The sequence below is a fragment of the Pararhizobium sp. DWP3-4 genome, from assembly GCF_049898205.1.
GTDB lineage: Bacteria > Pseudomonadota > Alphaproteobacteria > Rhizobiales > Rhizobiaceae > Pararhizobium.
Window position 1 is genome coordinate 44,304 of sequence record NZ_JAFCXF010000013.1, and the last position, 13,043, is coordinate 57,346.

Genomic DNA, 13,043 nt, shown 5'->3' on the forward strand with positions numbered 1-13,043 from the left:
AGTTGATTGGGACGCCGGGGAGGGCACAAGAGATGATCATCGACACCCATTTGCACCTGATCGACAGGGCCGCACTTGCCTATCCGTGGCTGTCGGGCGTACCGGCGCTCGATCGCGATTTTCTCTATGAAACCTATGCGACAGAGGCAAAACGCTGTGGCATTGGCGCCGCCCTTCATATGGAGGTCGATGTCGATACTGCGCGGATTGAAGCTGAAATCGACTATGTCCAGGATCTTTCCAAACGCCCCGAAAACCTGATTGCCGGCGCTATCGCCGCCTGCCGCCCCGAAGAAGCGGGTTTTGCCGCCTATCTTGAGCGGCAACAGGCAAATCCGTTCGTCAAGGGTTTCCGCCGCGTGCTGCATGTCGTGCCCGATGATGTGTCGGAAGGCGGGCTGTTTCGCGAGAATATCAAGCGGCTGGGCGGAACCGGCCTGTCCTTCGACCTCTGCGTCCTGCCGCATCAGATCCCGAAAGCCATTGCGCTTGCCGATCTTGCGCCGGACGTTCAGTTCATCCTCGACCATTGCGGCGTCCCGGACGTCGCTTCCGGCGCGGTGCAGCCGTGGCGGGACAATATGACCGAGATTGGCAAACGCCCGAACGTGACCGCCAAGATTTCCGGCGTCGTCGCCTATGCCGAAGCGGAAAGCTGGTCTGTCGAGACGCTGCGCCCCTATGTCGAGCACACGATCGCGAAATTCGGCTGGGATCGCGTCGTCTGGGGCAGCGACTGGCCGGTCTGCACGCTGGGCGGTGGCCTGTCGACCTGGATGGCCGCAACCCACGCGCTGCTGACCGGTTGTTCGCAAGGCGAGCGCGACAAGCTGTTTTCGGGCAACGCCAAGAAACTTTGGCGGCTCTAAACAGGCGGCCGGCGTGATCCGCCGCCCTGCTTCTTATCGAAAGCTCTCTGCAAACAATCGGTTGATGTCGCCGATAACCGTCCTGGCCGATTGACGCTGCAGCAGGCCTTCGTTCAAGCGGTCTGATGCAGCTTGCTGGAAGGCCATGTAACCATCGTGACGCGGCCGGACCCAGGCCGAATCCAGTGTCGCGCGGGTGGCGCGGTAGAAGTGGGCGGTGGCGAGGTTGACGCCAACATCTTCCCACGCTTGCGCATGGCCGGGCTGTCCGCCCGCAACGGCGTAATCTGCTTTCTGGACTTCGCCGCTGGCGATCCAGTAGGCAAAGTCGATGGCGGCGTCCGGGTTCTCGGAGAAGGCTGAAATGGCAATACCGGTTCCGCCCAGCGCCGAACCTGATGGCCCGTTCTCGCCCACCGGCGGAATATCGCCGAAACGGATGAGTCCAGGCCGGAAATCCTTCACCGAATAGCTGACATAGCCATAGATCAGCGGCGAGACGACAGCTTTTGCCTCGGGCACTGCCATCCGCTCCAGAACCGCGATCGGGTCCATCTCGAAACAGGCAGGATCAACCAGAGCGGCGATCTCGCGCAGCATTTCGAAAACCTGGATGCCGGTCTCGACGTCGATCAGTTCGCTTGGCCCCCCAACAGCGCAACGCCGCCCGAGATTGCCGCACAGCGTATAAAAGCTCATCAGCGAATGGGGCGGGCGCAGCGGGATAAGGACTTTTCCTTCCCGCGCCAGCTCAAGCACCTCGGTCCAATTGACGGGCGGTGCGGCCTGCAGATCAGGCCGCCAGGCCTGTACCTGCGTTGCCGCATCGATCGGAAAAGCCCATTGGCGGCCCTGCCAGGTATAACTCGGATAGGACTGCCCGACACTGGCGGCCGCCAGCGCGGCTCGCTCGTTTTCGCGGCCGGCGACATCCAGAGGCAGCAGGCATTTCTCATGGGTGATCTGCCCGACATGCGGGTGGTCGATGACGATGAGGTCGAACTGTTTTGCCAATTCCTCTACCGGAAATGTTTCGAAATCCTGCAGAGAACGTTTTTCCCATTCGACCCTGACGCCGGTTTCGCCGAACCAGCGGCTCGAGCAGGCGACCATCGGATAGTAGCCGCGCGGATGGTTCCAGGTCATGCCTTTGAGTGTAATGGTCATAGGCCGAACTCGTCGCGAATAGCCTGGCTGTGTTCGCCGATGCGGGGTGCTGCACGATCGACCTTGGCCCGCACACCGTTGACGCGGAGCGGCGAGCGGGTCGTGGTGATCGAAATTTTGTCCTCGCGGGTGACCGTCTGCAGCATGTCGAGAACCTGAAAGCCCTCGCTCTCCAGTAGCTCGTTCCAGTTCAGTACCCGGGCGCACCAGATATCCGCCGGTTCGAGGATTGCCAGCCACTCGTCGGTGGTCTTGGTGGCAATGCGCCTGGCGATCAGCGCCTTGATCTCGTCGCGGGCGGTAAACCAGGTGGATGAGTTGTCGCGGTAGGGCGCAAGCTCGTCCATGCCGAGCAGATCGGCAAGCTTGGGGATCGGCGTCATGGCGATGGCGAGATAGCCGTCGGCCGCCGCATAGACGCCGTATGGAGCCGAAAGATACGCATGGGCACTGCGAAAGTTTGCCCGCTTCGGCAATCGCCGTCCGTCGTTCAGATGGGTCGTCAAAACCTCGAACTGGAAATCGACCAGGGCTTCGAGCAGGCTGGTCTCGACATGGCTGCCGGTGCCCTTGATGCTGCGGCGGACGAGCGCCGCCAGAATGCCCTGGGCAAGGGCTGCACCGGCCAGCATGTCACCGATCGCCAGGCCGAAAGGAACCGGCCCCTGATCCTCATCGCCGTTCAGCCACATCACGCCCGAACGCGATTGTGCCAAAAGGTCTTGTCCCGGCCGTTTGACCCAGGGGCCTTCCTCACCATAGCCGCTGATCGATGCGTAGACGAGTCGCGGATTGATGGCCTTGACGGCCTCGTAATCCAGCCCAAGCCGCTCGATGACACCGGGCCGGAAATTCTGGATCAGCACGTCGGCCTGAGCGAGCAGCGTCCGCAGCGAAGCCAGATCCTTCTCGTCCTTCAAATCGATGGCCAGGCTTTCCTTCGCCCGGTTGATCGCATGGAAGATGGTGGAATCGCCGCCGATCTCGGTATCGCTCAGATAGAGGCGCCGCGACAGGTCGCCGCCATCCGGCCGCTCGATCTTGATGACGCGGGCGCCAAGATCCATCAATCGTAGGGAGCAGTAGGGACCGGACAGGAACTGGCTGAGATCGACGACGATCAGGCCGGCGAGGGGAAGGTCGGTATCTGCTGACATTATTGTTTTTCCGTCTTGCCGGCAAAATCGGCCGGGTTCTTGTATTTTACGGTCTGCAGATGCTCGCAGTAGAGCACCAGTTCGCCCTCGCCCTTGAACACCTCGTAACTGGCGCGGATCAGGCCCATGTCCTTGTAGCGCGGCGCCTTATCCAGGTTGGTGCGGATGGCGTAGATCGTATCGCCGATGAAGACCGGCTTGATGAAGCGCAGCTTGTCATAGCCATAGGAAAAGGCGTTGACGCAGTTGGTGGCGACAAGCCCGAGGCCGGCGGAGAACACGAACGCACCGGCAATCAGCCGCTTGCCGAAAATGCCTTCGCGCTCGGCAAACATCTGGTCCTGCACATAAGGATGAATATCGGTGACCAGCATGTTGAACAGATGGCTGTCGCCCTCGGCCATGGTGCGCCGCAAAGAGCGGATGCGCTGTCCGGCCGGCCAATCCTCATAAAACCAGTTTTCGGCATTCCAGACCGGAAGCGAGGCATGGTCCGTCGGCATGTCCGAAGGGTGATTGGAGGACACGCCCACGGTTGGGGAAAGGGTGCTCATGGCTTTCCCGCCACGCGAATTCCGCCTCGCCTTGTCATGTCCATGTGCGTCCTCCAGTTTTCTTATGTAAAGAAGATTTTCACATATGGATGATTTTTGCAAGCGGCAACCGACGTTTGCGCGCACTTGCGGCCGGCTGCGATGAGCGCGCGGAAGCAAAACAAGGTGCAATCTGATGAGGGGAATGAACGGCAGGGCGGGAAATGCGGGAGGGTAGATGAATGTGATGCGTTACCCGGATTGACCGGCTTGAACACTCCATCCCGCCTGAAAGGGCTTTTTCGGCTGCTAAAACCGGCAAAGCCCGCCGCTGGATACCAAGCGTTAACTATATGCTTTGTAAATCAGAATCACCAACATGGAGAACCGCCTGATGAGTGCTGCGTTGAAGGATGTGCGTTTTTCGGAAACGGAAGACCGGGTTGTGCCGTTCCCGCTGTCGGGGCAGGCCAGCACCATCAGACGCTGCGCCCGCGAGCTTGAAAACGTCCATGGCGACGAGGCTCTGCAGTATTGGAAAACCGAATGCCGCGCGCTGGCGGAGCGCCTGAGCAATCTGGGCTGCTCCGAGGAAGCCGTCCGCCACCAGGTCATGTCTTTCCAAACGGAAGTCCAGGTGGAGATGATGCGGCGTTATTCGGACCGTTTGGCGGCTGAGGCCCAGGACGGCTATACGCTTAATTCCTGACAGGTCCGCCAGTCCGGCCGCAAACATCGAGACTTCGGAGCCTCCGGAAAGGGCACAGGAAAAGGGCAGGTGGACCTGCCCTTTTGTCGTTGTGACGAATTGGTTCCGCTACTTCTTTTTCTGGAACGTCTCGTAATATTCGTCCGCCATGGAACGCAACGAGCGGCCGATGGCGGCGTATTCGAATTCGTTGAGATTGGCGAGGGAGGCGCGTCCGGCCGGTTGCTGCGTACCGAAACCACGGCCGGGAAGCAGCACGATACCGGTCTCTTCGGCAATGCGGAACAGCAGCTCGTTGGTCGAGAACGTCTCCTTGACCCATTTGGCGAACTCGGGGCCGTAAAGTTTCAGGGAAATGTCTTCCAGGTCGAGCAGGGTATAATAATCGACCGAATTCGGGTTGTCGGTGACGGGAATACCGAGCTCCCGGTAAAGCGCCGATTCACGGTTGCGAATGACCTTCTTCAGCGTCGACTTGTAGACATCGTTCTCGTCCATCAGCGCAAACAGCGAGAACAGCACCATCTGCACCTGCTGCGGCGTCGATAGGCCGGCGGTATGGTTGAGCGCCACGGTGCGGCTGTCAGCCACCAGCCGGTCGATGAATTTCAGCGAGCTGACATCAGGCAGCAGGGAGCCGTAGCGCCGGTCAAGCGCGGTCTTGATGGCCTTGGGCAGTTCGCGCAGTTTGCCATCGAGGATATTGTCCTGATGGGTGGCGATGACGCCAAGACGCCAACCGGTCGCGCCGAAGTATTTTGAGAAGGAATAGACCAGGATCGTGTTGTTCGGGCAGATCGCAAACAGCGAGCGGAAGTCATCGGCAAAGGTGCCGTAGACGTCGTCGGTGAGAATGATCAGGTCCGGACGGTGGTTCTTGACGATATCGGCGATCTTGTTGAGGCTGCGGTCGTCGAGCTTCACCGAGGGCGGGTTGCTTGGGTTGATGCAGAAGAACACCTTGATGTCAGGGTCCTTCAGCTTTTCGAGCTCCTCGTCGGTATATTGCCAGCCCTGTTTCGGATCGGCATTGATCGCCACTTCCTTCAGGCCATATTCGTCCAGTTCCGGAATTTCGATATACGGGGTGAAGACCGGCATGCCGATGGCCACCTTGTCACCCTTGGTGACGATGCCGTTCTGCTTCAGGGTGTTGAAGATATAGGTCATCGCCGCCGTGCCGCCTTCGACGGCGAAGACATCGACATTTCCAGCCGATAGCGACCCGCCGATCATTTCCTTGACGATGTACTGGCGGACGATCTGCTCGCTGATCTTCAGCATGCGCGGCGGGACCGGATAGTTGCAGCCGAGAATGCCCTCGACCATTTCATGCAGGAACTGCGAGCCGGACAGGCCAAGCTGATCGCGCACATAGCTCAGCGCCCGCTGCAGGAAGGCGACGCCCGCCTGATCGCGGTTCTCGCTGGTAAAGCGCTCGAAGCGCGCCTCGATGCCCTCGATATTGGGCAGGCCGCCGATCCATTTCTGCATGTAGGAATAGGACAGTTCGGATTCCGACGCGGCAAAAAGCCCAAGGCGGAAAAAGGCGCGGCGCGGTAGTGTGGCCAGGAAATTCGGATTGCCGCGCCCGGCATTCAGCATTGTCCGGTTTTCCTTGGCCGAAGCCAGCTTGATCAGTTCGTCCTTGAGCTCGAACGGGCTCAGTTTTTCAAAGCTGCTATAGTCGGTCATGAGGTTCACTCCTTGCAAAGTCGAACAAGTCAGACGAAAGCGACGACGAGCGGGCCGAGCAATGTCAGGAAGACATTGGCCAGCGCGTAAGTGATGGCGAAGGGTGTGGTTGGAACGGTATTTCCGGCCTTGTCGAGGATTTCGCCGAAGGCAGGGTTGGCGCTGCGCGATCCGGACAGCGCGCCGGCGAAGATGGCGGTGTTGTCATAGTGCAGGATATAGCGGCCCACCAGCATGGTGATGATCAGCGGCAGGATGGTGACGACGACGCCGATCAGGAAGATCGAAATGCCGTTTGCAGCGATCGTGTGTACGGCCTGTTGTCCCGATTGCAGCCCGACGACGGCAACGAAGCCGGCAAGGCCGAGATCGCGCAGCAGCGTCGAGGCTGCCGTCGGCATGTTGCCGAGCGCCATGTTGCGGCTGCGGTACCAGCCGAAGGCGAGACCCGCCAGCAGGGCGCCGCCGCCGCTGCCGAGCGTCAGCGGAATGGAGCCGATGCGAATGACCGCAAGTCCGACCAGCAGACCGACGACGATGCCCAGCCCATGGAAGACGAAATCGGTCTTGTCGCTGGGCACGATCACCGTTCCGACGCGCTTGGCGATACGCTGCAGATCTTCCTGCAGGCCATGCACGGTCACGACGTCACCGGCTTCTATGCGGGTATCGGCCGCAAGCGTCAACGGATTGCCGGCGCGCTTGACCTGCAGAACGAAGACGCCGTGCCGCAACTCCTTGGTCGCCTCGATGATTTCGGCGACCGTCTTTCCGGCATAGTCCTTGTTGCCGATAACGACATCCCGTGTTGCCACGACCATGTCCATGCCGTCGGACGACTGGGTTTCGGGCCCGATGGTGTTGGCCATGCCAACCACGCCGGCGCGGCGGCCGACCACGAGAACAATGTCATCGGCCTGGAGTTTGAGATCGGGTTCGACGCCGATGATGGCACCGGCACGCTTGACCCGTTCGATGGCAATGGCTGCCCCGGTCGCGCCCGCCTCGATCTCGCCAATGCTGCGGCCAGCGGCCTGCCCGACCTGGAACAGGCGTCCGACCAGATCGGGAAGGGCAGGGGTTTCGCCGGGGCCATAGACCTTTGCACCGGCCAGCATTTCGGCCTCGGCCTTGACCGCGTCGTCGCGGATGCTGCGGCCCATGAACCAGGGCAGGATGTTGACGCAGACGATGATCGCCCCGAAGGAACCGAAAATATAGGTGACGGCATAGCCGATGGCGACATTGGCCTGCAGACGCTGGGTCTCGTCGGCCGCAAGGCCGAGCTTGCCGATCGCCGAACTGGCAGTGCCGATGATCGCCGACTGGGTAAGACCGCCAGCAGCGATGCCTGCGGCAAGCCCTTTGTCGAGACCGAACATCCTGGCCAGAACGACAACGGTCACCAGACCGCTGATGGCGAGTACGGCCGCCATGATGATCTCGCGGATCGACTTGCGCCCGAGCGAGCGGAAGAATTGCGGCCCACTCTCGAAACCGACGGCATAGATGAACAGTGCGAAAAGAACCGCCTTGATGCCATTGTCGATGGTGATGCCGATCTGACTGAGCACGACCGCGACCAGAAGCGAGCCGGCGACGCCGCCGAGCTGGAATTTGCCGAATTGGAACTTGCCGAGCCAGTATCCCCCGGCCAGCGAAAGAAACAGAGCGATTTCAGGAGATTGGTGAAAAATCGACTGCAGGAATGACATGGGGCCCCTCCGTATCAACGCAGCTTGTACGCTTGCACCTGATCAGAAGGGAGGGTTGCGGTGGGGTCAAGAACAAACTTGCGCGGGAAGATTAACGGCCTTCCGCTTTTGTGCAGATTTGAGACTCATCGCCAAAAAAGCCGCCGGGCGGGGACATATCGCTGGCGCTCCTGATAGGGCATACCGGTTTTCCTCTTATCGGCCGACACGAACGGCAGCAAAAAGCATCCCCGCGCGGTGTCCGCCGTGGTTTTCAAAACATGCACTCAATCGGACGGGGCACTGGAAACCGCCTCTAATGAGTAAATATGTTTGACGCTTTCCAGCGCCCCGTTTGGCGTTCTCTCGGGAGCTTTCCTCCCTACAGACCCCGACTGCGGATTCTCTGACCCGGGACGATCGCCGCGACATAGGGTTCCGGTTCCGGCATTAAGCTCACGGCTCCGGTACGTCACGGTTCTCGACCCGGCATGCGTGCCACACAGGCACACCCGCCCCAGAGGGACAGGGGGAATCCATTTTCCGGGGGCTCTCCTTCCGGTCCGCCTGACGTTCGCAGCCTCCTCATCGGAGACCACGAGGCTTCACGTGGAGCGCCAGCCCTGCCTCGCCGCAAACGTCTTGCGGTGCATCCGTGACAGAACGCCATGATCATGGCACGGTTTTTTTGGGCGGGGATTCTGGGGGCAGACAATTGGGAGAAAACTGTTCGATATCAATGTTCTGGTCTGTTGCATCCCGTTTGAACATCCCCGGCGGTTTGGGAAAAACATGTTTTTGAGACTGGACTTGCCTGCGCGTTGCTTTTTGTCGCCTGGCACGATCTGCACGCAGGGCAGCGTGGCGAAGGACTGGAGCTGAGCGCCGTAGCGAAAACGCCTAGTTTCGCTGGGCGTTCAAACTCATGTCATTTTCTCCGCATTTTGCAGGTCATTTGGAAAATATGCGATTGCCAAACTCTCCGTCATTCCTGTGCTCGTCACAGGAATCCAGCCAGCTCAAGTCCTTGAGCTGAAAGAGTCTTTTGACCCGACAGACGTCGGGTCGCTGGATCCCCGCCACAAGGGCTGACATGACGGAGAGTGGAGTGCTGCTCTCGTCAGGTCGCGAATTTCGGGTTTGTCACCCCAAACAAAAACGCCCGGCATTTTCGCCGGGCGCTCATTCTGCAGGATGTGAGGGAGGATCTACATATCCTGCGGAAGGTGTTTGATCAGGGTATCACTTGCCGGCGTCGAGGCGGTCGATGGCCTCGACATTGCCGGCCGATGAGCCGTTCGGATCGAATTCGGATTCCAGCCACTTGTCGACGATGGCCTTGGCCAGTTCCGGCCCGATGACACGGGCGCCCATGGTGATGATCTGGGCATTGTTGGACTTGGCGGCGCGCTCGGCCGAATAGGTATCGTGGGTCAGGGCTGCGCGGATGCCGGGCACCTTGTTGGCCGAGATCGAGACACCGATGCCGGTGCCGCAGATCAGGATGCCGCGGTCGTTCTGGCCGTTGACGATGGTTTCGGCCAATCCCTTGGACAAGTCGGCATAGAAGCCGGACTGGCTGAGATTGGAGACTTCAAGGCCGCTCTTGGTGGCGAGATGGGCTTCGATGACGTCGAGAAGCGGCTTGCCTGCGCTGTCGGCGCCGATTGCGATTTTCATGGCTGTATCCTTCCGTTGACGGTTGTTTCAGAGCGCCGAGGCGACGCGGTTGAGAATGTCGAGATAGCCTGCGATATCCCAGGCCGAGCGGCCGATGAACAGGCCGTCTATATGCGGTTTGGCAATCAGCTCTTCGCAATTGCCGGGATTGACGCTGCCGCCGTAGAGAACCGGCACGGAAACGCCAAGGCTGGCCTTCGCCCACCCGGCGATCAGGGCGTGGCGCTCGTCGGCATAAGCGGATGAGGCGGGAATGCCGTTGACGCCGATTGCCCAGACGGGCTCGTAGGCAAGCAAGATAGGCTTGGCCTTGTCGGCTCCTTCGAGCAGCGCAAGAGCGCCTTCGACCTGGCGGCGCAGGACGATATCGGCCTGTCCGGCTTCGCGTTCGGCCAGCGTTTCGCCGATGCAGACCAGCGGGATCAGGCCATGGCGGACAGCAGCGGCCGTCTTCAAGCCCACCGTGCGGTCCGTTTCGCCAAAATGTTCGCGCCGTTCGCTGTGGCCGAGCTCGACGATGTCGAGGTTGCAATCCTTGAGCATGACCGGCGAAATTTCACCGGTCCAGGCGCCGGCATCATCCCAATGCATGTTTTGCGCGCCGACCTTGACGCTGGTTGCGGCAAGCCGATCCTTCACCTGACGGGTAGCCGTGAACGGCGGAATGACGAAACGCTGGACGCGGTTGTCGCGTGCAGCATCGGCCTCTGCCAGTCCATCAGCAAAAACCATCGCCTCGGCGAGCGTCTTGTTCATCTTCCAGCTGGTACCAACCCAGACCGATGTTTTTGTCATGCTATTTCCTCCGCGGTCTTGCCGCTAATCTTCTGAAGCGTGATGCCGGCCTCCTTGAGGCCTTGTTCGAAGGACGGTTCGATTTCCGCGCCGGTCAGGACCATGTCGAATGCGTCCAGCCCGGTCAGGAAATGCAGGGCGGATTTGCCGAACTTGCCGTGATCGACAAGCAGGACGCTGCGCGCCGCCGACGTCATCATCTGCCGCTTGGTCTGGACGACTTCCTGATCCTGATGGAAGGCGGACGCGCCATGGATGGCCGAGCTCGACAGGAACGCCATGTCGGCTCTGAGCGAGCGCAGGGCCTCTTCCGTGGTGATGCCGAAAAAGCCGTTGAACTTCTTTGAATACTGGCCTCCGAGCGAGATGACATCGATCCCGGCGACCGCGGCCAGCTTGTTGATCACGCCGAGATTGTTGGTGATCACCGTTAGGGGCCGGATCTCCTTGAGATAGTCGGCCACACCGCCTGCCGTCGAGCCATCGTCGATGATGATGATCTGGCCGGGCTCGATCAGCGTCGCCGCATGCTGCGCCAGCCGCCGTTTTTCTTCCGCAGCGATCTTTTCGCGATAACGGAAATCACTCTCGAACTGCGGGCTGGACTGGATCGAGGCGCCGCCATGCACCTTGCGCAAAAGACCGGCCTGCTCGAGATCGTCGAGATCGCGATGCACGGTCATCTTGCTGACGACGAACCGCCCGGCGAGATCCTCGACCGAGGCCGAGCCCATTTCCATCAGGATATCCATGATCGCTTGGCGCCGGTCTTCAGGCTTCATCGGGATGCTCTCGCACGATTGTGATGGTTTTAAAGATAACGATTATTGTGATAAATTCAACCACATGAATGATACTATGTGATATTTTGTTGTGATGACATGGTTTATGTCATTCCATGACCGGCGGCAAACGCCCTCCCGCCGCGCTTTCAGCTTTGGAGATTTGCTTTGTTGCATCAATCTGTTGCGGCGAGGCCGAATGCCGTGTCATGACAGTAAGGTGAACCATGGGCATAGCCATTGGGTACCGGAGCGCGGAGAGACCTTTCATGACCAAGACGGACATCGCTCGCCGGGTCTACGACAATGCCTGGAAACTCGATCCTGTTGTGCGCAGCCTGCTCGATACGGATTTCTACAAGCTTTTGATGCTCCAGATGATCTGGCGCCTCTACCCGGAGGTCGATGCAACCTTCTCGGTGATCAACCGCACCAAGACCGTGCTTTTGACCGACGAGATCGACGAGCAGGAACTGCGCGAGCAGCTCGATTATGTGCGCGGCCTGCGGTTCACCAAGAAGGAAATGATCTGGCTCGCCGGCAACACGTTCTATGGCAAGAAGCAGATCTTCGCCCCGGACTTCCTTGCCTGGCTCGCCGATTTCCAGCTGCCGGACTACGAACTCTCCCGCAAACACGGTCAATACGAGTTGACCTTCCCTGGCAAATGGACCCACACGTCCATGTGGGAGATCCCGGCCTTGGCGATCATCAACGAACTGCGATCCCGCACCGCCATGAAGGACATGGGGCCGTTTGCGCTGGATGTGCTTTACGCCCGCGCCAAAGCCAAGATGTGGTCGAAGGTCGAGCAGCTCAAGATCCATCCGGATCTGCGCATTTCCGATTTCGGCACGCGCCGCCGTCATAGTTTCCTGTGGCAGCGCTGGTGCGTCGAGGCGCTGAAGGAAGGCATCGGCAAATCCTTTTCCGGCACCAGCAACGTGCTTCTCGCCATGGATACCGACCTCGAAGCACTCGGCACCAACGCGCACGAACTGCCGATGGTGGTGGCGGCGCTGGCCCGCAGCGACCAGGAACTCGGCCTGGCGCCCTACAAGGTTCTGCAGGACTGGAACCAGCTGTATGGCGGCAACCTGCTGATCGTTCTGCCCGATGCGTTCGGCACGGCGGCGTTCCTGCGCAATGCTCCGGATTGGGTTGCCGACTGGACCGGCTTCCGGCCCGACAGCGCACCGCCGATCGAAGGCGGCGAAAAAATCATCGCCTGGTGGAAGAAGATGGGACGCGATCCCAAGGAAAAGCTGCTGATTTTCTCGGACGGTCTGGATGTCGAAACGATCCTGGAAACCTACCGGCATTTTCAGGGGCGCGTGCGCATGAGTTTCGGCTGGGGGACCAACCTGACGAACGATTTTGCCGGCTGCGCGCCGACGCAAATCAGCGGCCTCAATCCGATTTCCATCGTCTGCAAGGTCAGCGATGCCAACGGCCATCCGGCTGTCAAACTGTCGGACAATCCGCGCAAGGCGACGGGCGAGCCTTCGGAAGTCGAACGCTATCTCACGTTCTTCGGAACGGAAGATTTTGCCGAGCTGGACGTCAAGGTCTGAGCGTGGGCCGCCGAAGGTGATCCCATAAAAAAACCCAGCCGGCGGAGGTGCCCGGCTGGGTCTGTTGCGCATTCTTTTGAGGGATGCGCCGGGAGAACTGGTCTCGTTACGCGCTCATACGTAGACAGTCGGAGCGCGAAGCGAGCGGATGGACCATCGACAGCAGGCGGCGCTTGGGAGCCGCGAGCAGGTTGGCCGTATGATTTTTGGCGCTCACCGTTCCCGGCTGCATCTGGCGAAGGGCGCTGGCAGCGGAGTAGAGAAGCGTTTTCATTTCATTGGTCGTGACGCCATCCGCACGCATAACGGCACGGATCATCGGGTCCAGCAGGACCTCATGGATGGTCAGATCACTGTTTGCCTGGTGCATTGGGGTATTCCTTCGGGT

General features: G+C 59.9%; 12 protein-coding genes. 3 read left to right on the forward strand and 9 right to left on the reverse strand.

The window, feature by feature from the left end; translation table 11 throughout:
• The first annotated feature begins 32 nt into the window (after positions 1-32).
• Entirely contained in the window at positions 33-869 is an 837-nt protein-coding gene (locus tag ACP7E6_RS25200; protein WP_426232427.1) for an amidohydrolase family protein, read from the forward strand.
• Between the two features lie 33 nt (positions 870-902).
• On the opposite strand, the gene ACP7E6_RS25205 is transcribed toward ACP7E6_RS25200, so the two are convergent.
• From ACP7E6_RS25205 to ACP7E6_RS25215, 3 genes are read right to left on the reverse strand one after another with little or no spacing between them, the layout of a single operon-like run.
• Positions 903-2,036, reverse strand: a complete 1,134-nt coding sequence (locus tag ACP7E6_RS25205; protein WP_426232428.1) for an extracellular solute-binding protein — start codon at positions 2,034-2,036, stop codon at positions 903-905.
• Complete coding sequence (locus tag ACP7E6_RS25210) at positions 2,033-3,193, reverse strand: CaiB/BaiF CoA transferase family protein (RefSeq protein ID WP_426232429.1); 1,161 nt, start codon at positions 3,191-3,193, stop codon at positions 2,033-2,035. The genes ACP7E6_RS25205 and ACP7E6_RS25210 overlap by 4 nt, the downstream gene beginning before the upstream one ends.
• Entirely contained in the window at positions 3,193-3,747 is a 555-nt protein-coding gene (locus ACP7E6_RS25215; RefSeq protein ID WP_426232430.1) for a MaoC family dehydratase, read from the reverse strand. The genes ACP7E6_RS25210 and ACP7E6_RS25215 overlap by 1 nt, the downstream gene beginning before the upstream one ends.
• Positions 3,748-4,105: 358 nt before the next feature.
• On the opposite strand from ACP7E6_RS25215, the gene ACP7E6_RS25220 reads away from it, so the two are divergent.
• A complete protein-coding gene (locus ACP7E6_RS25220) occupies positions 4,106-4,435 on the forward strand; it encodes a DUF6074 family protein (protein WP_426232431.1) in 330 nt (109 codons plus the stop codon).
• A 108-nt stretch (positions 4,436-4,543) separates the two neighbouring features.
• On the opposite strand, the gene ACP7E6_RS25225 is transcribed toward ACP7E6_RS25220, so the two are convergent.
• The 5 genes from ACP7E6_RS25225 to ACP7E6_RS25245 form a co-directional block, all read right to left on the reverse strand.
• On the reverse strand, positions 4,544-6,130 hold the full coding sequence (locus tag ACP7E6_RS25225; protein ID WP_426232432.1) for a bifunctional aspartate transaminase/aspartate 4-decarboxylase: 1,587 nt from the start codon (positions 6,128-6,130) through the stop codon (positions 4,544-4,546).
• Positions 6,131-6,159: 29 nt separating this feature from the next.
• On the reverse strand, positions 6,160-7,845 hold the full coding sequence (gene aspT, locus ACP7E6_RS25230; protein ID WP_426232433.1) for an aspartate-alanine antiporter: 1,686 nt from the start codon (positions 7,843-7,845) through the stop codon (positions 6,160-6,162).
• A 1,221-nt stretch (positions 7,846-9,066) separates the two neighbouring features.
• Complete coding sequence (locus tag ACP7E6_RS25235; RefSeq protein WP_426232434.1) at positions 9,067-9,504, reverse strand: RpiB/LacA/LacB family sugar-phosphate isomerase; 438 nt, start codon at positions 9,502-9,504, stop codon at positions 9,067-9,069.
• Positions 9,505-9,531: 27 nt separating this feature from the next.
• Positions 9,532-10,299: a triose-phosphate isomerase gene (locus ACP7E6_RS25240; RefSeq protein ID WP_426232435.1), complete on the reverse strand. Its 768-nt coding sequence runs from the start codon at positions 10,297-10,299 to the stop codon at positions 9,532-9,534.
• Positions 10,296-11,081, reverse strand: a complete 786-nt coding sequence (locus ACP7E6_RS25245) for a DeoR/GlpR family DNA-binding transcription regulator (RefSeq protein WP_426232436.1) — start codon at positions 11,079-11,081, stop codon at positions 10,296-10,298. The genes ACP7E6_RS25240 and ACP7E6_RS25245 overlap by 4 nt, the downstream gene beginning before the upstream one ends.
• 269 nt (positions 11,082-11,350) lie before the next feature.
• On the opposite strand from ACP7E6_RS25245, the gene pncB reads away from it, so the two are divergent.
• Positions 11,351-12,655, forward strand: a complete 1,305-nt coding sequence (gene pncB / locus ACP7E6_RS25250; protein WP_426232437.1) for a nicotinate phosphoribosyltransferase — start codon at positions 11,351-11,353, stop codon at positions 12,653-12,655.
• Between the two features lie 106 nt (positions 12,656-12,761).
• Here pncB and ACP7E6_RS25255 read toward each other — a convergent pair whose 3' ends face one another.
• Complete coding sequence (locus ACP7E6_RS25255; protein WP_426232438.1) at positions 12,762-13,025, reverse strand: hypothetical protein; 264 nt, start codon at positions 13,023-13,025, stop codon at positions 12,762-12,764.
• Positions 13,026-13,043: the final 18 nt, after the last annotated feature.